General features: G+C 56.3%; 18 protein-coding genes. 9 read left to right on the top strand and 9 right to left on the bottom strand.

Annotation, left to right across the window (positions count from 1 at the left end; translation table 11 throughout):
- Positions 1–195: 195 nt before the first annotated feature.
- The 8 genes from alaS to mltB all read right to left on the bottom strand — a co-directional run bounded on the left by alaS (position 196) and on the right by mltB (position 9297).
- Positions 196–2823 (bottom strand): alanine--tRNA ligase, encoded by a 2628-nt coding sequence (gene alaS / locus AC2FAK_RS16160; RefSeq protein WP_095455302.1) that lies wholly within the window; start codon positions 2821–2823, stop codon positions 196–198.
- 131 nt (positions 2824–2954) lie between these two features.
- A complete protein-coding gene (recX, locus tag AC2FAK_RS16165) occupies positions 2955–3455 on the bottom strand; it encodes a recombination regulator RecX (RefSeq protein ID WP_013098437.1) in 501 nt (166 codons plus the stop codon).
- A gap of 68 nt (positions 3456–3523) precedes the next feature.
- Positions 3524–4582, bottom strand: coding sequence for a recombinase RecA (recA, locus tag AC2FAK_RS16170; protein ID WP_013098438.1), 1059 nt, complete (start codon positions 4580–4582; stop codon positions 3524–3526).
- A gap of 89 nt (positions 4583–4671) precedes the next feature.
- Positions 4672–5169, bottom strand: a complete 498-nt coding sequence (pncC, locus tag AC2FAK_RS16175; protein WP_013098439.1) for a nicotinamide-nucleotide amidase — start codon at positions 5167–5169, stop codon at positions 4672–4674.
- A 130-nt stretch (positions 5170–5299) separates the two neighbouring features.
- On the bottom strand, positions 5300–6178 hold the full coding sequence (locus AC2FAK_RS16180; RefSeq protein WP_029883886.1) for a metal ABC transporter substrate-binding protein: 879 nt from the start codon (positions 6176–6178) through the stop codon (positions 5300–5302).
- A 14-nt stretch (positions 6179–6192) separates the two neighbouring features.
- Positions 6193–7053: a metal ABC transporter permease gene (locus AC2FAK_RS16185; protein WP_095455301.1), complete on the bottom strand. Its 861-nt coding sequence runs from the start codon at positions 7051–7053 to the stop codon at positions 6193–6195.
- Positions 7050–7703, bottom strand: coding sequence for a metal ABC transporter ATP-binding protein (locus AC2FAK_RS16190; RefSeq protein ID WP_013098442.1), 654 nt, complete (start codon positions 7701–7703; stop codon positions 7050–7052). Before AC2FAK_RS16190 ends, AC2FAK_RS16185 begins: the two co-directional genes overlap by 4 nt.
- 493 nt (positions 7704–8196) lie before the next feature.
- Positions 8197–9297, bottom strand: coding sequence for a lytic murein transglycosylase B (gene mltB / locus AC2FAK_RS16195; RefSeq protein ID WP_023620633.1), 1101 nt, complete (start codon positions 9295–9297; stop codon positions 8197–8199).
- A gap of 274 nt (positions 9298–9571) precedes the next feature.
- Between mltB and srlA the strand changes: the two genes are divergently transcribed.
- The 7 genes from srlA to gutQ all read left to right on the top strand — a co-directional run bounded on the left by srlA (position 9572) and on the right by gutQ (position 14482).
- The gene (gene srlA, locus AC2FAK_RS16200) at positions 9572–10135 is read left to right on the top strand and encodes a PTS glucitol/sorbitol transporter subunit IIC (protein ID WP_014833029.1); all 564 of its coding nucleotides are present in this window, start codon (positions 9572–9574) and stop codon (positions 10133–10135) included.
- The gene (gene srlE / locus AC2FAK_RS16205) at positions 10132–11091 is read left to right on the top strand and encodes a PTS glucitol/sorbitol transporter subunit IIB (RefSeq protein ID WP_095453492.1); all 960 of its coding nucleotides are present in this window, start codon (positions 10132–10134) and stop codon (positions 11089–11091) included. The genes srlA and srlE overlap by 4 nt, the downstream gene beginning before the upstream one ends.
- A gap of 12 nt (positions 11092–11103) precedes the next feature.
- Entirely contained in the window at positions 11104–11466 is a 363-nt protein-coding gene (gene srlB, locus AC2FAK_RS16210; protein WP_013098446.1) for a PTS glucitol/sorbitol transporter subunit IIA, read from the top strand.
- Between the two features lie 14 nt (positions 11467–11480).
- Positions 11481–12260: a sorbitol-6-phosphate dehydrogenase gene (gene srlD, locus AC2FAK_RS16215; RefSeq protein WP_013098447.1), complete on the top strand. Its 780-nt coding sequence runs from the start codon at positions 11481–11483 to the stop codon at positions 12258–12260.
- A gap of 67 nt (positions 12261–12327) precedes the next feature.
- Positions 12328–12687, top strand: a complete 360-nt coding sequence (gene gutM / locus AC2FAK_RS16220) for a transcriptional regulator GutM (protein ID WP_013098448.1) — start codon at positions 12328–12330, stop codon at positions 12685–12687.
- Between the two features lie 63 nt (positions 12688–12750).
- Positions 12751–13524, top strand: a complete 774-nt coding sequence (gene srlR / locus AC2FAK_RS16225) for a glucitol operon DNA-binding transcriptional repressor SrlR (RefSeq protein WP_013098449.1) — start codon at positions 12751–12753, stop codon at positions 13522–13524.
- On the top strand, positions 13517–14482 hold the full coding sequence (gene gutQ / locus AC2FAK_RS16230) for an arabinose-5-phosphate isomerase GutQ (protein ID WP_058650467.1): 966 nt from the start codon (positions 13517–13519) through the stop codon (positions 14480–14482). The genes srlR and gutQ overlap by 8 nt, the downstream gene beginning before the upstream one ends.
- On the opposite strand, the gene norR is transcribed toward gutQ, so the two are convergent.
- Complete coding sequence (gene norR / locus AC2FAK_RS16235; protein WP_095455300.1) at positions 14479–15993, bottom strand: nitric oxide reductase transcriptional regulator NorR; 1515 nt, start codon at positions 15991–15993, stop codon at positions 14479–14481. The genes gutQ and norR overlap by 4 nt on opposite strands.
- A gap of 184 nt (positions 15994–16177) precedes the next feature.
- Between norR and norV the strand changes: the two genes are divergently transcribed.
- A complete protein-coding gene (norV, locus tag AC2FAK_RS16240) occupies positions 16178–17620 on the top strand; it encodes an anaerobic nitric oxide reductase flavorubredoxin (RefSeq protein WP_095455299.1) in 1443 nt (480 codons plus the stop codon).
- Positions 17617–18750 (top strand): NADH:flavorubredoxin reductase NorW, encoded by a 1134-nt coding sequence (gene norW, locus AC2FAK_RS16245; RefSeq protein WP_095455298.1) that lies wholly within the window; start codon positions 17617–17619, stop codon positions 18748–18750. The genes norV and norW overlap by 4 nt, the downstream gene beginning before the upstream one ends.
- Positions 18751–18908 lie beyond the last annotated feature (158 nt).

Below are 18908 nucleotides of genomic sequence, written 5' to 3' on the forward strand. Positions count from 1 at the left end.
GCATTATCCATCATATAACGCCAAAAAGTAAGCGATGACAAACACGTAAAGTGTAAGCAGTCACGGCATCACATTCTGTTAAACGTAAGTTTAGCCGATATACACAAACTCAACCTGACTTTATCGTTATCGATAGTGCAGTGAACAAGACGCCATAACGTTACCGCTATGGCGTCTGTTTGTGCTTTGTAGTTATTACAGTTTCGCGCTTACCCAGCTTTCAACGCTGGCCAATGCCGCAGGAAGTGCCGCCGCATCCGTACCACCGGCTTGCGCCATGTCCGGACGACCGCCACCTTTGCCACCCACCTGCTGGGCAACCATGCCAATCAGTTCCCCTGCTTTAACGCGGTCGGTCACATCCTTAGAGACGCCCGCAATCAGAGAAACCTTACCTTCTGCTACCGTCGCCAGTACGATAACCGTCGAACCAAGCTGGTTCTTGAGATCGTCGACCATGGTACGCAGCATCTTAGGCTCTACACCTGCCAGATCGCTGACAAGCAGTTTGACGCCCTTAATGTCTACAGCTTTGCTGGAGAGGTTTGCACTCTCCTGCGCCGCAGCCTGCTCTTTCAGCTGCTGCAGCTCTTTTTCCAGCTGGCGAGTACGATCCAGCGCAACACGCACTTTCTCGCCCAGATTCTGGGTATCGCCTTTCAATAGCTGCGCGATATCGTGCAGTTGGTCGCTCTGCGCATGCAGGCTGGCAATCGCGCCTTCACCGGTCACCGCTTCAATACGACGCACACCTGCCGCCGTACCGGATTCAGAAACGATGCGGAACAGACCGATATCACCGGTACGCGATGCGTGTGTACCACCGCACAGCTCGGTAGAGAAGTCGCCCATGCTCAATACGCGAACACGGTCGTCATATTTCTCACCAAACAGGGCCATCGCACCTTTTTTCTTCGCCGCGTCGAGATCCATAATGTGGGTTTCGATTGGCAGGTTACGACGGATTTGCGCGTTCACCAGATCTTCCACCGCACGGATTTCAGACGGTTTCATCGCTTCAAAATGCGAGAAGTCGAAACGCAGCACTTTGTCGTTAACCAGAGAACCTTTCTGTGCAACATGCGTTCCCAGAACCTCACGCAGTGCAGCGTGCATCAGGTGCGTTGCCGAGTGGTTCAGACGGATGCGTGCGCGGCGCGCTTCGTCAACATTAGCCTGAACGCCCTCGCCCACTTTCAGGGAGCCTGAAACCAGTTTACCCAGATGACCAATCGCCTGGCCGTATTTCTGAGTGTCGCTCACGCTGAAGCTGAAACCGTTGCCTTTCAGCTCGCCTTTATCGCCAACCTGACCACCGGATTCCGCATAGAACGGAGTTTTATCCAGAATGACAACTGCATCCTGACCTGCACTGATACTGTCTACGGCTTTGCCGTCAACAAACAGGGCGGTCACTTTGCCAGTCAGTTCCAGCGCTTCATAACCTTTGAATTCAGACGCGCTATCCACGCGGATCATCGCGTTGTAGTCTGCGCCAAAACCGCTGGACTCACGCGCACGACGACGCTGCTCTTCCATCGCCGCTTCGAAGCCTGCTTCGTCCACTTTGATGTTGCGCTCACGGCAAACGTCCGCCGTCAGGTCAACCGGGAAGCCGTAAGTGTCGTACAGGCGGAAGGCGGTTTCGCCATCCAGCGTGTCGCCCTTAAGCTTAGCGAGTTCTTCATCCAGCAGCGCCAGCCCACGCTCCAGCGTACGTGCAAACTGCTCTTCTTCAGTTTTTAGTACTTGCTCAACCTGCGCCTGCTGGCGTTTCAGCTCATCACCCGCTGAACCCATTACGCCAACCAGTGGCCCAACGAGCTTATAGAAAAAGGTGTCCTTCGCGCCCAGCATGTTGCCGTGACGGATAGCACGACGAATGATACGACGCAGCACATAGCCACGGTTTTCATTCGACGGAATAACACCGTCAGCAATCAGGAACGCACAGGAACGGATATGGTCTGCGATTACGCGCAGTGATTTGTTGTTCAGATCGGTCGCGCCGGTCACTTCTGCAACGGCTTTGATCAGGGTGCTGAACAGATCAATTTCGTAGTTGGAGTTAACGTGCTGCAGAACAGCCGCGATACGCTCCAGGCCCATACCGGTATCAACGGACGGTTTTGGCAGCGGTTCCATGGTGCCGTCGGCCTGACGGTTGAACTGCATGAAGACGATGTTCCAGATCTCAATGTAGCGATCGCCGTCTTCTTCGGGGCTGCCTGGAGGGCCACCCCAGATGTGGTCGCCGTGATCGTAGAAGATCTCGGTGCATGGACCGCAAGGGCCGGTATCACCCATCTGCCAGAAGTTGTCAGACGCGTACGGTGCGCCTTTGTTGTCACCGATGCGAATAATACGTTCGCGCGGGATACCGACGTCTTTTTCCCAGATTTCGTAGGCTTCGTCATCGGTTTCATAGACGGTAACCCACAGACGTTCTTTCGGCAGGTTGAACCAGTTTTCACCGGTCAGCAGTTCCCACGCGTATTGAATAGCATCATGTTTGAAATAGTCGCCGAAGCTGAAGTTACCCAGCATTTCGAAGAAGGTATGGTGGCGCGCGGTGTAACCGACGTTTTCCAGGTCGTTGTGTTTACCGCCCGCACGCACGCAACGCTGTGAGGTTGTGGCGCGGGAATAATTACGCTTGTCGAGACCAAGGAACACATCCTTGAACTGGTTCATCCCGGCGTTGGTAAACAGCAGAGTTGGGTCGTTGTTCGGCACCAGGGAGCTGCTGGCAACAACCTGGTGTCCCTTACTATGGAAAAAATCGAGAAACGCCTGACGGATCTCAGCGGTGCTCTTGCTCATAATTATCCTGAAATCAAGCTAACGAAATGTCGTAGCAAGCCGGTATCGGTAAACCCCTGGACAGACCTGCTACTGGAAAAAGTGGGAATAAGATAAGTTTTCTTTGGTGGGAAGTAAAATCCCGCATGCGTTCAATCGGCAAAATTACGCCAGATATCCTGAATATCTTCCATCAGAAAGCCGCGGTAGAGCAAAAAGCGCTGGATTTTGACTTTTTCTGAAAATTCACGCGGCAGCGGTTCACCGTATTTACGAATCGCCTGCTCTTTTGCCAGCGCACACCAGTCGGTGTCACAGTCGCGCATTGCTTTTTCGATGGACTCACGGGCAACGCCCTTCTGGTTCAGCTCCTGACGGATACGCGCCGGACCGTATCCCTTGCGGCCACGGCTGGCCAGGAACCGGGAAGCAAAACGGTCGTCATCCAGGTAGTGATGCTCATAGCACCAGGCAATCACCCGGTCATAATCTTCCGCGGTGGCATCAATCTCTTCCGGCCCATTTTTACTCATCACCGGGGCCGACAGTTTACGCCGCAGCTCTTGTTCACTGTGGTCACGCACGGCAAGGATCCGCACCGCGCGGTCCAGTAATCGCGCATAAGCGGGTCGACGCGTTGTGGATTCGCTCATAAAAAACCTGCTGGTTCAGAAATGCAAAAAGGGCCGCATCAGCAGCCCTTCATTTTTAAACGAAAGCCTTAAAAGTCTTCGTTAGTTTCTTCAGCATCCGCACCATCAACCACAAAATCAGGTTTAGAGTCCTGGTTGTTCAGCAGAAGCTCACGCACTTTCTTCTCGATCTCTTTCGCTGCAGCCGGGTTCTCTTTCAGCCAGGAGATCGCATTCGCTTTACCCTGACCAATTTTATCGCCGTTGTAGCTGTACCATGCGCCCGCTTTTTCGATCAGCTTCTCTTTCACGCCCAGGTCAACCAGTTCGCCGAAGAAGTTGATACCTTCACCGTAGAGGATCTGGAATTCAGCCTGTTTGAACGGCGCGGCAATCTTGTTCTTCACGACCTTCACGCGGGTTTCACTCCCCACCACGTTCTCACCCTCTTTCACCGCACCGATACGGCGGATATCCAGACGGACAGAAGCATAGAATTTCAGCGCATTACCACCAGTAGTGGTTTCCGGGTTACCGAACATTACGCCAATTTTCATACGGATCTGGTTGATGAAGATCAGCAGCGTGTTGGACTGCTTCAGGTTACCGGCCAGCTTACGCATTGCCTGGCTCATCATACGTGCCGCGAGGCCCATGTGAGAGTCGCCGATTTCGCCTTCGATTTCCGCTTTTGGCGTCAGCGCAGCAACGGAGTCGACCACGATAACGTCAACCGCACCGGAACGCGCCAGCGCGTCACAAATCTCCAGCGCCTGTTCACCTGTATCTGGCTGAGAACACAGCAGGTTATCGATATCCACGCCCAGCTTACGAGCATAAACAGGGTCCAGCGCGTGCTCGGCATCGATAAAGGCACAGGTTTTACCTTCGCGCTGCGCCGCGGCAATCACCTGCAGCGTCAGGGTGGTTTTACCGGAGGATTCTGGCCCGTAGATCTCTACGATACGGCCCATTGGCAGACCGCCCGCGCCCAGCGCGATATCCAGAGAAAGCGAACCGGTGGAGATCGTTTCCACATCCATGGTACGGTCTTCACCCAGGCGCATGATGGAGCCTTTACCGAATTGCTTTTCGATCTGGCCCAGTGCTGCCGCCAACGCTTTCTGTTTGTTTTCGTCGATAGCCATTATTACTCCTGTCATGCCGGGAGAAGCGACTGTGCTTCACCGTGGATTTCTGTTCTGTTGGTGCAATTATACTGTATGGTCATACAGTATCAAGTGTTTTGTAGAAATTGTTGCCAGAGCGTTTTTAACGCATAAACGGTGGCCTGACGACGCACGCTTTCACGATCGCCGCTAAAGCACTCGCGACGCGTGATCCCTTCACCTTTAGAGGTGGCAAAACCAAACCAGACGGTGCCGACAGGCTTCACGTCACTGCCGCCGTCCGGGCCGGCGATACCGCTAATAGAGATGGCATAATCTGCACGCGCCGCTTTCAGCGCACCAATTGCCATCTCAATCACCACCGGTTCGCTGACCGCGCCATGCTGTTCAAGCGTGGATTCGTGCACGCCAATCATTTGCGCTTTAGCTTCGTTACTGTAGGTCACAAAGCCGCGTTCAAACCAGGCGGAACTGCCTGCAATATCGGTAATGGCTTTAGCAACCCAGCCGCCGGTACAGGATTCGGCAGTCGTAATAGTCGCGCCACGTTGCTTAAGCGCCAGTCCTACGACTTCGCTAAGCTGCATCAATTCATGGTCAGTCATTCTCGCTCCGGGCATCAGAAAAACGTGCAGCACAAGATAGCACTTTCTCGTCAGATATGGAGATGAGGATCATGTTTTACGAGGGGGCTTCAGAAAAAAGCCGATGCGAAGGCACCGGCTGAGAAAAAGGTTACTTCATGCTCCTGGCGAGGGTATTTACGTTATGGCGAAACGCCTTAACGTAGGTATCCGCCACGCCGCCTTTGGCCGACAGCGCCTCCGGGTAAAGTTCGCCCCCCGGCTGCGCACCGGTGGCCGTGGCAATTTGTTTAACCAGGCGCGGGTCGAGCTGGTTTTCCATAAACCAGGTTTTCACCCCGTCCGCTTTAATCTGATTGATAATCTCAGCCACCTGCGCTGCGCTGGCTTCGCTCTCTGACGACAAGCCCTGCGGCGCAATAAAGGTTACGCCATAGGCGCGGCTGAAGTAGCCGAAGGCGTCATGGCTGGTGAGGACTTTACGTTTTACCTGCGGGATCTGGCTGAACTGCGTTTTGGCCCAGCTGTCCAGTTGCATAAGCTGCGCGATATAGGGTTGACCGGTGGCCTCCAGCGCCGCCTTATCTTCAGGATCGGCTTTTACCAGACCGGCAAGGATATTTTGCGCATACAGTGCCCCGTTCGCCGCGCTGTTCCAGGCATGCGGATCGGTCACGGTTTTCCCGTCCTCTTCAAGCGTGTGGGTTTTCACCCCGGTCGAAGCCACCACCAACTGGCCCTTAAATCCGGAGGCCTTCACCAGACGGTCGAGCCAGCCCTCCAGCCCCAGACCGTTCACCACCACTACATCGGCCTTGCTGAGCGCCGCACTGTCTTTCGGCGACGGTTCAAAGGTATGCGGATCGCCGTCCGGCCCCACCAGCGTGGTCACATTGACCCGGTCTCCCCCTACCTCACGCGTAATGTCTCCCAGAATGGAAAAACTGGTGACCACATTAAGCGTTTTCGCCATTACGCCCTGTGACAACATCCCGAGCGCGAGCGCCATTATTAACCCTGTACGTTTCATCATTTCCCCTTGCGTTAAAAAAGCGCACGCAGGCTGCCAGCCAGGTGGCTTCGTGTGCCAAATAAAACAGAAATAAAGAACAGCGCGCTGGCGGTCAGCACGATGGACGGCCCGGCGGGTAAACTCACCGCCCAGGAGAGGCTTAACCCCAGCCATGCGCAAAAAACGCCGCTGATGCCCGCCAGGCAGAGCAACCCTGGCAGGGTGCGCACCCAGCAGCGTGCCGCCACCGCCGGCAACATCATCAGCCCGACGGCCATCAGCGTGCCGAGAACCTGAAATCCGGCCACCAGGTTAAGCACCAGCAGCGCCAGAAACAGCCCGTGCAACAGGCCGGGCAGCCAGCGGGCGTTAACCTGTAGCCAGGCGGTATCGAACGCCTCGGTCACCAGCCCGCGATAGAAAACTGCCAGCGTCACCAGCGTGAAGATGCATACGCCAGCCACAAACAGCGCGGCGTCGTTATCCACCGCCAGAATGGAGCCAAACAGCAGGTGCAGCAGATCGACGTTCGAACCACGTAGCGACACCAGCGTCACGCCCAGCGCCAGCGAGCCGAGATAGAACCCGGCAAAACTGGCGTCCTCTTTGAGCGGCGTACGTCGACTGACCAGCCCGGCCACCAGCGCCACGGCGATCCCGGCGATAAACCCGCCGATGCTCATCGCCAGCAGTGACATACCGCTCAGCAAATAACCCACCGCAACGCCGGGTAAAATGGCGTGTGATAGGGCATCGCCCATCAGGCTCATCCGGCGCAGTTGAAGGAAAACGCCCAGTGCCGTGGTGCTGACGGACAGCGCCAGGCACACCATCAGCGCGCGACGCATAAAGCCGTATTCGATAAACGGCTGAAAGAAGAGATGCCAGATCATGCCACCCTCACCCGCTCGGTTTTCCAGTGCGGAATAGCCGTATCCAGCCGTAGTGTTTGCGGAAAATGACGCGATACGCGCTCGCTGTCATGCAATACCGCAAGCAGGGTCTGGCCCTGCATGTACATCTCGAGCATCAGGTCCATCAGCACGTTACAGGTAGCTTCATCGACGCCGGTAAAAGGTTCATCCAGCATCACCAGCGGCGCCTGTTGCACCAGGATCCGCGCAAACAGCATGCGCTGAAACTGGCCGCCGGAGAGTGCATCGATGGTAGATAACGCCATGGCGTCCAGCCCCACACGCTCCAGCGCGCTGGCAATGCGCGAGCGTGTTTCCCGACGAAAGCCGGAAAAGAGCGACACACGCGGCCAGCAGCCCATACTCACCACATCCTGCACCGTCAGCGGAAACTGCGCCTCCAGCGCGTGACGCTGTGCCAGCCAGCCAATCACCGGGCGTTTCTCCTGCCAGCGAAAACGGCCGCTCACCGGCGGAATAAACCCGGCGAGCGTTTTGAGCAGCGTGGATTTTCCACATCCGTTGGCCCCGATAATGGCGGTCATACTTCCGCGTTCAATTACGCCCGACAAGGCACGCGTAACGGGCATGCGGTCGTAACCCGCAACCAGTTCATCCATGACAATCATGGCAATCATGGCAATGCCACCGCCCAGCGCACGGCCAGCCCGATAAATACGATAATCACCAGCGCCAGCAGAAACCTAACTGCCGCAGACAAAGAGAAAAGGGACGTTGACATGTTGACACCACATTAAATGTTATAACGTAACAATAATGAAAGGCGATTGAGATGTAAATGGCGCGTTTGCAAAGGGAGTGTGGCGAAATGTTTCTGAAAAACCTGGACGAGCGCGGGGTGCCCTCACCCCAGCCCTCTCCCAAAGGGCTGAGGAATCCCCACTAATTTTTTATTAGTGGTTTCAGAGGATTAGAATGAATATTTTGCGAGCAGTTAGATTCACTCAGCTCGTAGACAGACAGAAAACGCTCATAAATGTGCATCTTCTGTCGAGTTATCGGTTGTTTTTAGCTCCATTTTTGAACAATAAACAACCATTTATCCATATCTAATTTTCTGGGGATTCCTCAGCCCAAAGGGAGAGGGAGGGATAAGACGACTTACTGACTAAACGGCGATGCCGCAGGGACACGCGCCTGCGATACCGCCAGACCCAACTGCCACACCGCCATCGCATAGTGCGTGCTGTGGTTATAGCGGGTGATAGTGTAGAAGTTTGGCATACCGTACCAGTACTGATACCCGGTTCCTACATCCAGACGCAGCAGGCTCACCTGATCGACATTACCCAGCGGCTGCGTTGGCGTTAAACCTGCCGCCGTCAGCTGCGCAACGCTGTATTTGGTTTTGAAGCCGTTTTCCAGACCAAACGCTTCGCCGTTAGCCTGCACGGCAACCTGCCCACCCGGCGTCCAGCCGTGTGCCTTGAAGTAGTTCGCCACGCTGCCGATGGCATCCACCGGATCCCACAGGTTGATGTGACCATCTCCGTTAAAGTCGACGGCATACTGCTTGTAGGAAGAGGGCATAAACTGGCCGTAGCCCATCGCTCCGGCAAACGACCCTTTCAGATCGAGCGGGTCATCCTGTTCGTTACGCGCCATCAGCAGGAAGGTTTCCAGCTCGGAAGAGAAGTACTCGGCACGACGAGGATAGTTAAACGAGAGCGTGGCCAGCGCATCAAGAATGCGCGTTTTGCCCATCACGCGGCCCCAGCGCGTTTCCACACCAATAATGCCGACGATGATTTCAGGCGGCACGCCGTAGACCTGCCACGCGCGATTGAGGGCATCTTCATACTGATTCCAGAACACCACGCCATTTTGCACGTTGTCCGGGGTAATAAACTGTTTGCGATAGCGCAACCACGCACCGTTTGGCCCGGTTGGCACCTGCGCTGACGGTGCCTGCCTGTCCATCAGGCGCAGCACGTAGTCCAGACGTTTCGCCTGCGACAAGATTTCATGCAGTTGCTGTCTGTCAAAGCCGTGTTTGCTCACCATTTTATCGATGAACTGTTCGGCCGCCGGGTTATTCGCGAAGTCGCCCCCCATCTGCATCATATTGTGCTGCGGCTCCAGCAGGAATCCTCCTGAAGGCGCGCCAGCCGTCTGCACAGCGGCTTCAGTCTTGGGTTTACTACTACAGGCGGACAGCAGAATAAGCGCAGGTAACAACGCTGCATAACGACGCTTGAACATGGGACATCCATTTAACGGGTTCGATAAGAACCCAGTATGGTAAAGCATCCGCAACACCTCAAGGAAGCGGTACGCGCCTTACCCACCAAATCTTTACGCTCCTCAACGCAAATCTGCGCTTTTTTCAACCAAAATGCGTCTCCCCCGCCCATTAACTTTCAAAATAATCCATTTTTCTTTCATTGTGAGATCTGATTAACACTTTAAAACCTTTCAAAGTGATTATTATTAGTCCCGGAAATACAAAACAAGAAAAGCCTCACAGGAGAGAAGAATGATAGAAACCATCACCCACGGCGCCGAGTGGTTCATCGGGCTGTTTCAGAAAGGCGGAGAAGTCTTCACCGGCATGGTGACCGGGATCCTGCCCCTGCTGATCAGCCTGCTGGTGATCATGAACGCGCTGATTAATTTTATCGGCCAGCAACGCATTGAACGCTTCGCCCAACGCTGTGCCGGGAACCCGTTATCCCGTTACCTGCTGTTGCCCTGCATTGGAACCTTCGTTTTCTGCAACCCCATGACCTTAAGCCTCGGCCGCTTTATGCCAGAAAAATACAAGCCGAGTTATTACGCCGCCGCCTCATATAGCTGTCACTCCATGAACGGCCTGTTCCCGCATATCAACCCGGGGGAACTGTTTGTTTATCTCGGCATTGCCAGCGGCCTGACCACGCTTGGCCTGCCGCTTGGCCCCCTGGCGGTGAGCTATCTGCTGGTCGGCCTGGTCACCAATTTCTTCCGTGGCTGGGTGACCGATCTCACCACCACCATTTTCGAGAAAAAAATGGGCATCCAGCTTGAGCAAAACGTTCACCTGTCAGGAGCCACAGCATGAGCCGGATCCGCATTGAGAAAGGCACGGGCGGCTGGGGCGGCCCGCTGGAGTTCGACGCCACCGAAGGCAAAAAAATCGTCTATATCACCGCAGGCACACGCCCGGCGATTGTCGACAAGCTACGCGAGCTGACCGGCTGGGAAGCGGTGGACGGCTTCAAAGAAGGCGAACCTCCGGAGGCGGAAATCGGCGTGGCGGTCATCGACTGTGGCGGCACGCTGCGCTGCGGTATCTATCCGAAGCGTCGCATTCCGACGGTGAATATTCACTCCACCGGAAAATCAGGCCCGCTGGCGCAGTACATCCTCGAAGACATTTATGTCTCAGGCGTGAAGGAGGACAACATCACGCTGGTGAATGGCACTTCCGCGCCGCAAAAAGCCGCACCGCGTGATTACGACACCAGTAAGAAGATCACCGAGCAGAGCGACGGCCTGCTGGCGAAGGTCGGCATGGGAATGGGATCCGCCGTGGCGGTACTGTTCCAGTCCGGGCGCGACACCATCGACACGGTGCTAAAAACCATTCTGCCGTTTATGGCCTTCGTCTCCGCGTTAATCGGCATCATCATGGCCTCCGGTCTGGGAGACTGGATCGCCCACGGCCTCGCCCCGCTTGCCAGCCACCCGCTCGGTCTGGTGACGCTGGCGCTGATCTGCTCCTTCCCGCTGCTGTCGCCGTTCCTCGGCCCGGGGGCGGTGATTGCTCAGGTCATCGGCGTCCTGATTGGCGTGCAGATTGGTTTGGGCAACATTCCTCCGCACCTGGCTCTGCCTGCGCTGTTTGCCATTAACGCTCAGGCAGCCTGCGACTTCATTCCCGTTGGCCTGTCGCTGGCCGAAGCGCGCCAGGACACCGTACGCGTGGGCGTACCGTCTGTGCTGGTCAGTCGTTTCCTGACGGGCGCACCGACGGTGCTGATTGCCTGGTTCGTTTCCGGCTTTATTTATCAATAAGAGGTTCCTGCGATGACCGTGATTTATCAGACCACCATCACCCGTATCGGCCAGAGCGCGGCCGATGCGCTCAGCGACCAGATGCTGATCACTTTCCGCGAAGGTGCACCGGCAGATATCGAAGAGTTTTGCTTTATCCACTGCCACGGCGAGCTGCACGGAGCGTTAAAGGCAGGAAGCCAGCTGGAGCTGGGTGACACCCGCTATGCCGTCACCGCCGTGGGCGACGTGGCCGAGCAAAACCTGCGCGAGCTGGGCCACATCACCCTGCGGTTCGATGGCCAGCCGCAGGCAGAGTATCCCGGCACGGTTCACGTGGAGGGGCCGGTTCCGCAGGCTGTTACCCCAGGCTGCACATTAAAATTTGTTGCGTAATTAAGGAGAGCGTTATGAGTCAGGTTGCCGTTGTCATTGGTGGAGGACAAACCTTAGGAGAGTTTCTCTGCCGTGGGCTTGCCGCAGAAGGTTACCGCGTGGCGGTAGTGGATATTCAGAGTGAGAAAGCCGCCCGCGTGGCGGATACCATCAACACCGAGTTTGGTGAGGGGATGGCGTACGGGTTTGGTGCCGATGCCACCAGCGAGCAGAGCGTCATGGCGCTGGCTCGCGGGGTAGACGAGATTTTTGGCCGTACCGACCTGCTGGTCTACAGCGCAGGGATCGCGAAAGCGGCGTTTATCAGCGATTTCGAACTGGGGGACTTTGACCGCTCGCTGCAGGTGAATCTGGTGGGTTACTTCCTCTGCGCCCGCGAATTTTCCCGTCTGATGATCCGCGACGGCATTCAGGGGCGCATCATTCAGATCAACTCCAAATCGGGCAAAGTGGGCAGCAAGCATAACTCCGGCTACAGCGCGGCGAAATTTGGCGGCGTAGGGCTGACCCAGTCTCTGGCGCTGGATTTGGCCGAATACGGGATTACCGTTCACTCGCTGATGCTGGGCAACCTGCTGAAGTCGCCAATGTTCCAGTCGCTGCTACCTCAATACGCCACCAAGCTTGGCATCAAAGAAGACGAAGTGGAGCAGTATTACATCGACAAAGTGCCGCTGAAGCGCGGGTGCGACTATCAGGACGTGCTGAACATGCTGCTGTTTTACGCAAGCCCAAAAGCCTCGTACTGCACCGGCCAATCGATTAACGTCACCGGTGGGCAGGTGATGTTCTGATCGAGCAGTCTGATGCCCTCACCCTCCCCCTCTCCCACCGGGAGAGGGAATATAACAAGGAGCCGATATGGTAACCGCACTCATCACCGTCGCCGCCCTCGCCTGGATCTGCCAGATGGCATTCGGCGGCTGGCAGATCCATCAGTTTAACCGCGCGTTTGACGCCCTGTGCCAGAAGGGCCGCGTGGGCGTCGGGCGCTCCGGGGGGCGCTTTAAACCGCGCGTTGTGGTTGCAATTGCGCTGGATGAACAGAATCGGGTATGCGACTCCCTCATCATGCGCGGGATGACGGTGTTTGCCCGCCCGGTGAAAATTCAGGCAATTAACGGCATATCGTTGCAGGAATTACAGCCTGATGTGATCTTCCCCCACGATCCACTCTGTCAGAATGCACTATCATTAGCGCTTAAATTGAAACATGGATAATTTCGTTGTGAACGCGATAAGCTTGCGAAATTATCATTTCGCAACGTAAGGAACGAAGCGCCTATGAAACCTCGTCAGCGGCAGGCGGCCATTCTTGAGCATCTGCAAAAGCAGGGAAAATGCTCGGTAGAAGAGCTGGCCCACTACTTTGACACCACCGGCACAACGATACGCAAGGACCTGGTATTGCTCGAAAACGCAGGCGCGGTCATTCGAACCTACGGTGGGGTGATGCTCAACAAAGATGAAGCCGACCCGCCTATCGATCACAAAACGCTGATCAACACCCACCAGAAAGCGCTGATTGCCGAAGCCGCCGTGAAATTTATCCATGATGGTGACTCCATTATTCTTGATGCGGGCAGTACCGTCCTGCAGATGATCCCGCTGCTCAACCGCTTTAACAACATCACGGTGATGACCAACAGCCTGCATATCGTCAACGCCCTGGCAGAGTTCGACAGCGAACAAACCATTCTGATGCCCGGCGGTACCTTCCGAAAAAAATCGGCGTCCTTTCACGGCCAGCTGGCGGAAAACGCCTTCGAGCACTTCAGCTTTGACAAACTGTTTATGGGCACCGACGGCATCGACCTGAACGCCGGTGTCACCACGTTCAACGAGGTGTTCAGCGTCAGTAAAGCCATGTGCAACGCCGCCCGGGAGGTGATTTTGATGGCGGATTCCTCGAAGTTTGGCCGTAAAAGCCCCAACATTGTCTGCAGCCTTGAAAGCGTCGATACGCTGATTACCGACGCAGGGATCGATCCGGCGTTCAAAAAAGCGCTGGAAGAGAAAGGCATTGATGTGATCGTAACTGGAGAAAAAGATGAGTGATTTTCTGTTAAACGCAGGCCGTCAGACCCTGATGCTGGAGCTACAGGAGGCCAGCCGCCTGCCGGAACGGCTGGGCGACGATTTTGTCCGCGCCGCCAACACCATCATCCAGTGTAAAGGCAAAGTGATTGTCTCCGGGATCGGCAAGTCCGGCCACATCGGCAAAAAAATTGCCGCAACGCTGGCGAGCACCGGGACACCGGCGTTCTTCGTGCACCCGGCTGAAGCCCTGCACGGCGATCTGGGGATGATTGAAAGCCGTGACGTGATGCTGTTTATCTCCTACTCCGGCTCGGCCAAAGAGCTGGACCTCATCATCCCGCGCCTGCAGGAAAAATCGATCGCCCTGCTGGCCATGACCGGTAAATCCCGTTCGCCGCTGGCGCTGGCGGCCAAAGCGGTGCTGGATATTGCCGTGGAGCGCGAAGCCTGCCCGATGCACCTCGCCCCCACCTCCAGCACCGTCAACACCCTGATGATGGGCGACGCGCTGGCAATGGCGGTGATGCAGGCGCGCGGTTTCAATGAAGAAGATTTCGCCCGTTCACACCCTGCCGGGGCGCTCGGCGCACGGCTGCTGAATAATGTTCACCACCTGATGCGCTCTGGCGATGCCATCCCGCAGGTCAAACTCGATACCAGCGTGATGGACGCGATGCTGGAGCTGAGCCGCACCGGGCTGGGGCTGGTCGCCGTCTGCGACGATACGCGCCAGGTGAAAGGCGTCTTTACCGACGGCGACCTGCGCCGCTGGCTGGTGGGCGGCGGCAAGCTGGAGGCACGCGTCTCAGAAGCGATGACCTCTGGCGGGTTAACGCTGAATGCCAACAGCCGCGCCATTGAAGCCAAAGAGGTGCTGATGAAACGTAAAATCACCGCCGCGCCGGTGGTGGATGACGCTGGCCGCCTGTGCGGCGCCATCAACCTGCAGGATTTCTACCAGGCAGGCATTATTTAACCCTTCAGTCCCAGACGCTTCGCCAGCCGGTGCAGGTTGGCGACGTCCATTTCCAGCGCCCGCGCGCACGCCGCCCAGCTGCGGTTGTTCTGTTCCAGCGCGCGGGTAATCATCTGACGCTGAAATTCTTCCGTCGCTTCACGCAGATTCTCGTTCACGCTTTCAGGCGCAGCGGGCTTCACGGACGGTATATTTTCATCATGCAGGGCAAAATGGCGCGCATGAATCACGATTTCATCCCCCGAGCGTGTCGCCCGCGCCAGCACCACCGCGCGATGGATGGCGTGCTCCAGCTCGCGTACGTTACCCGGCCAGCCGTAGGTCAGCAGATGGCCTCGCGCCCCCGGGCTTAATACCACGCGCGACAAGCCCATTTTGAGCCGACACTGTTCGCAGAAAAAACCCGCCAGCAGCACCACATCGTCCCCACGCTCGCGCAGCGGCGGCACGGTAAGCGGAAAAACACTCAGACGATGGAACAGATCGGCGCGGAAATTGCCGTTTAGCACCGCTTCGCGCAGGTCGCGGTTGGTTGCCGCCAGCACGCGCACGTTGACCCGTAAGCTGCGGTCGTCTCCCACGCGCTGAATATCACCGTACTGTAATACGCGCAGCAGCTTGGCCTGCAGCGACAGCGAAAGCTCGCCTATTTCATCGAGGAACAGCGTGCCGTTATCGGCCATTTCAAACTTACCGCTGCGGTTGCTGATGGCCCCGGTAAATGCCCCTTTGACGTGGCCGAACAGCTCGCTTTCCGCCACGCTTTCCGGCAGTGCGGCGCAGTTAAGGTAGACCAGCGGGTTGGCCGCACGCGGTGAAGCTTCGTGAATGGATTTCGCCACCAGCTCTTTACCGGTGCCGGTCTCACCGAAGATCAGCACGTTCAAATCGGATGCCGCGACGATCTCAATCTCTTTTTTGAGTTGTACCATGCCTGGCGAGAGGCCAATCATCTCCGTATGCGCGACCTGTTCAAACGCCGCCGGGCTGCCGGGAAGAATATTCTGGCTCTCCAGCTGTTCAATCAGCAGAGCATTGTTCAGCGCCCCGGCCGCCAGGGCCGCAATCAGGCGCAGTTCTTCGTCGCTGAAGGTATCGAACTGGTCCGGCGACATGCCGTCGAGGGTCAGCGCCCCAATCAGGTTTTGTCCGGCAAACAGCGGCAGGCCGATACAGGCGTGCACCTTCAGGCTCTCCTGCCCGGGTATAAGGCCGTCGTACGGGTCGGGCAGATCGCTGTCTGCCGGAAAACGCACCACGTCACCTGCCCGGGCGATGGTCTCCAGCCGCGGGTGGCCTTCCAGCGTAAAGCGTCGCCCGAGCACGTCCTGCGCCAGCCCGTCGATGGCCAGCGGAATAAACTGCCGTCCCTCGTAGCGCAGCAGCGCCGAAGCATCGCATTCCAGCACGTGGCGCAGCGTGGAGATCAGCCGCTGAAAACGATCCTGATGCCCGATGCCGGTTTGCAGTTCAATGGCGATTTTCGCCAGCACGTCTACGGAAAAGCTCATGTCTGCCTCGCTGTCATTTTGACAATGCATAGTGTCATATTGACATCTTTAACGATAGTCATAATGACTACCCATTCCGGGGCATAAAAAATTTAATCCATAAAAATCAACAAACTAAAAGTTGGCACGCAAGTTGATATAGACAAAACATCTTTTTCAACACGCCGTATTATTTGAGGTTGCTATGTCTATTCTGGTTAAAAATAACATTCATTGGGTTGGTCAACGTGACTGGGAAGTGCGTGATTTTCACGGAACGGAATATAAAACGCTGCGCGGCAGCAGCTATAACAGCTATCTCATTCGTGAAGGTAAAAACGTACTGATCGATACCGTCGATCATAAATTCAGCCGCGAGTTCGTGCAGAACCTGAGCAGTGAAATCGATCTGAACGACATCGACTACATCATCATCAACCACGCGGAAGAGGATCACGCCGGGGCGTTGACCGAGTTGATGTCCCACATTCCGGATACCCCGATCTACTGCACCACCAACGCCATCGACTCCATCAACGGTCACCATCACCATCCGGAGTGGAACTTCCACACCGTGAAAACCGGCGACACGCTGGATATCGGTAACGGTAAACAGCTGATCTTCGTAGAAACCCCGATGCTGCACTGGCCGGACAGCATGATGACCTACCTGACCGGCGACGCGGTGCTGTTCAGCAACGACGCCTTTGGTCAGCACTACTGCGACGAACGCCTGTTTAACGATGAAGTGGATCAGACCGAGCTGTTTGAACAGTGCCAGCGCTACTACGCCAACATCCTGACCCCGTTCAGCCGTCTGGTGACGCCCAAAATCACCGAGATCCTCGGCTTCAACCTGCCAGTGGATATGATTGCCACCTCCCACGGCGTGGTATGGCGTGAAAACCCAACCCAGATCGTTGAGCTGTACCTGAAATGGGCGGCGGATTATCAGGAAGACCGCATCACGATTTTCTACGACACCATGTCCAACAACACCCGCATGATGGCAGACGCCATCGCCCAGGGCATCAACGAGGTGGACCCAAACGTGGCGGTGAAAATCTTCAACGTGGCGCGCAGCGATAAAAACGAGATCCTCACCAACGTCTTCCGCTCTAAGGGCGTGCTGGTGGGCACCTCCACCATGAACAACGTGATGATGCCGAAAATTGCTGGCCTGGTGGAAGAGATGACCGGCCTGCGCTTCCGTAACAAACGTGCCAGCGCCTTTGGCTCCCACGGCTGGAGCGGCGGTGCGGTAGATCGTCTCTCCACCCGCCTGCAGGATGCCGGTTTTGAGATGTCCATGAGCCTGAAGGCCAAATGGCGTCCGGATCTTGACGCGCTGGAAGTCTGTCGTCAGCACGGCCGCGATATTGCTCGTCAGTGGGCGCTTGCACCGCTTCCTGAGGTCGCAGCACTCCCCGCCGAACAGCCGCAAACCTGTGCCGGGGCAGCCGGCGCCGATCTCGGTCCACGTATGCAGTGCAGCGTCTGCCAGTGGATCTACGACCCGGAACTGGGCGAGCCGTTGCAGGACGTGGCTCCAGGTACGCCGTGGAGTGAGGTGCCGGACAACTTCCTCTGCCCGGAATGTTCCCTCGGAAAAGACGTCTTTGACGAACTGGCAACGGAGGCAAAATGAGCAACGGTATCGTCATCATCGGCTCGGGCTTTGCCGCCCGCCAGTTGGTGAAAAATATCCGCAAACAGGACGCTAGCGTGCCGCTGACGATGATCGCGGCCGACAGCATGGACGAGTACAACAAGCCCGATTTAAGCCATGTGATTAGCCTGAACCAGCGCGCCGACGATCTCACCCGCCAGACGGCGGGGGAGTTCGCGGAGCAGTTCAACCTGCGTCTGTTTCCGTACACCTGGGTCACCGATATCGACGCCGATGCCCACGTGGTAAAAGCGAAAGATAAAACCTGGCAGTACGACAAGCTGGTGCTGGCGACGGGGGCCTCTGCGTTCGTGCCGCCGGTTACCGGCCGCGAGCTGATGATGACGCTTAACAGCCAGCAGGAGTATCGGGCCAGCGAAACGCAGCTTCGTGATGCAAAACGGGTAATGATTGTTGGCGGCGGTTTGATTGGCACCGAGCTGGCGATGGATTTTTGTCGGGCGGGTAAAGCCGTCACCCTGGTCGACCACGCGGCAAGCATTCTGTCGGCCTTGATGCCTGCAGAAGTAAGCAGTCGCTTACAGCACCGTCTGACCGACATGGGCGTGCATCTGCTGTTGAAATCGCAACTGCAACATCTGAGCGAAACCGAAGGCGGCATTCACGCGACGCTTGACTGCAATCGCAGCCTGGAAGTCGATGTGGTGGTTGCCGCGACGGGGTTGCGCCCGGAAATGGCGCTGGCGCACCGCGCAGGCGCTGAAACAGGCCGTGGCGTGAAGGTGAATAGCTACCTGCAAACCACGCAACCCGACATTTACGCCCTGGGGGACTGCGCGGAAATCAACGGCCAGGTACTGCCTTTCCTGCAGCCGATCCAGCTTAGCGCCATGTATCTGGCAAAAAACCTGCTCGGCAACAGCGCGCCGCTGAAATTACCGGCCATGCTGGTGAAGGTGAAAACGCCAGCGTTGCCGCTGCATCTGGCAGGTGAAACCCAGCGCCAGGATCTGAACTGGCAGATCGCTGTGGAAGCTCAGGGAATGGTCGCGCGCGGCTCTGACGCCGATGGCCAGCTCCGCGCCTTCGTGGTTAGCGAAGATCGGATGAAGGAGGCTTTCGCGCTACTGAAATCGCTGCCCGCTTAACCCTTAACCTTTTACCACGCTTACTTAACCCTGGGATTTTATTATCCGCAGCCCCGATGTCCCGGGGCTTTTTTTTACGTAATCTATTAACAAGATAAATACAAAAGAGGTAAATCATCGCCATCTATCCTTAACTTATTATTTTACTGAATATAAAA

The organism is Enterobacter cloacae complex sp. 394F7 (assembly GCF_057320385.1).

Excerpts from the sequence above, each read along its gene's own strand:
- alaS (WP_095455302.1), bottom strand. The coding sequence starts at position 2,823 with ATGAGCAAGAGCACCGCTGAGATCCGTCAGGCGTTTCTCGATTTTTTC.
- recX (WP_013098437.1), bottom strand. The coding sequence starts at position 3,455 with ATGAGCGAATCCACAACGCGTCGACCCGCTTATGCGCGATTACTGGAC.
- recA (WP_013098438.1), bottom strand. The coding sequence starts at position 4,582 with ATGGCTATCGACGAAAACAAACAGAAAGCGTTGGCGGCAGCACTGGGC.
- pncC (WP_013098439.1), bottom strand. The coding sequence starts at position 5,169 with ATGACTGACCATGAATTGATGCAGCTTAGCGAAGTCGTAGGACTGGCG.
- AC2FAK_RS16180 (WP_029883886.1), bottom strand. The coding sequence starts at position 6,178 with ATGAAACGTACAGGGTTAATAATGGCGCTCGCGCTCGGGATGTTGTCA.
- AC2FAK_RS16185 (WP_095455301.1), bottom strand. The coding sequence starts at position 7,053 with ATGATCTGGCATCTCTTCTTTCAGCCGTTTATCGAATACGGCTTTATG.
- AC2FAK_RS16190 (WP_013098442.1), bottom strand. The coding sequence starts at position 7,703 with ATGATTGTCATGGATGAACTGGTTGCGGGTTACGACCGCATGCCCGTT.
- mltB (WP_023620633.1), bottom strand. The coding sequence starts at position 9,297 with ATGTTCAAGCGTCGTTATGCAGCGTTGTTACCTGCGCTTATTCTGCTG.
- srlA (WP_014833029.1), top strand. The coding sequence starts at position 9,572 with ATGATAGAAACCATCACCCACGGCGCCGAGTGGTTCATCGGGCTGTTT.
- srlE (WP_095453492.1), top strand. The coding sequence starts at position 10,132 with ATGAGCCGGATCCGCATTGAGAAAGGCACGGGCGGCTGGGGCGGCCCG.
- srlB (WP_013098446.1), top strand. The coding sequence starts at position 11,104 with ATGACCGTGATTTATCAGACCACCATCACCCGTATCGGCCAGAGCGCG.
- srlD (WP_013098447.1), top strand. The coding sequence starts at position 11,481 with ATGAGTCAGGTTGCCGTTGTCATTGGTGGAGGACAAACCTTAGGAGAG.
- gutM (WP_013098448.1), top strand. The coding sequence starts at position 12,328 with ATGGTAACCGCACTCATCACCGTCGCCGCCCTCGCCTGGATCTGCCAG.
- srlR (WP_013098449.1), top strand. The coding sequence starts at position 12,751 with ATGAAACCTCGTCAGCGGCAGGCGGCCATTCTTGAGCATCTGCAAAAG.
- gutQ (WP_058650467.1), top strand. The coding sequence starts at position 13,517 with ATGAGTGATTTTCTGTTAAACGCAGGCCGTCAGACCCTGATGCTGGAG.
- norR (WP_095455300.1), bottom strand. The coding sequence starts at position 15,993 with ATGAGCTTTTCCGTAGACGTGCTGGCGAAAATCGCCATTGAACTGCAA.
- norV (WP_095455299.1), top strand. The coding sequence starts at position 16,178 with ATGTCTATTCTGGTTAAAAATAACATTCATTGGGTTGGTCAACGTGAC.
- norW (WP_095455298.1), top strand. The coding sequence starts at position 17,617 with ATGAGCAACGGTATCGTCATCATCGGCTCGGGCTTTGCCGCCCGCCAG.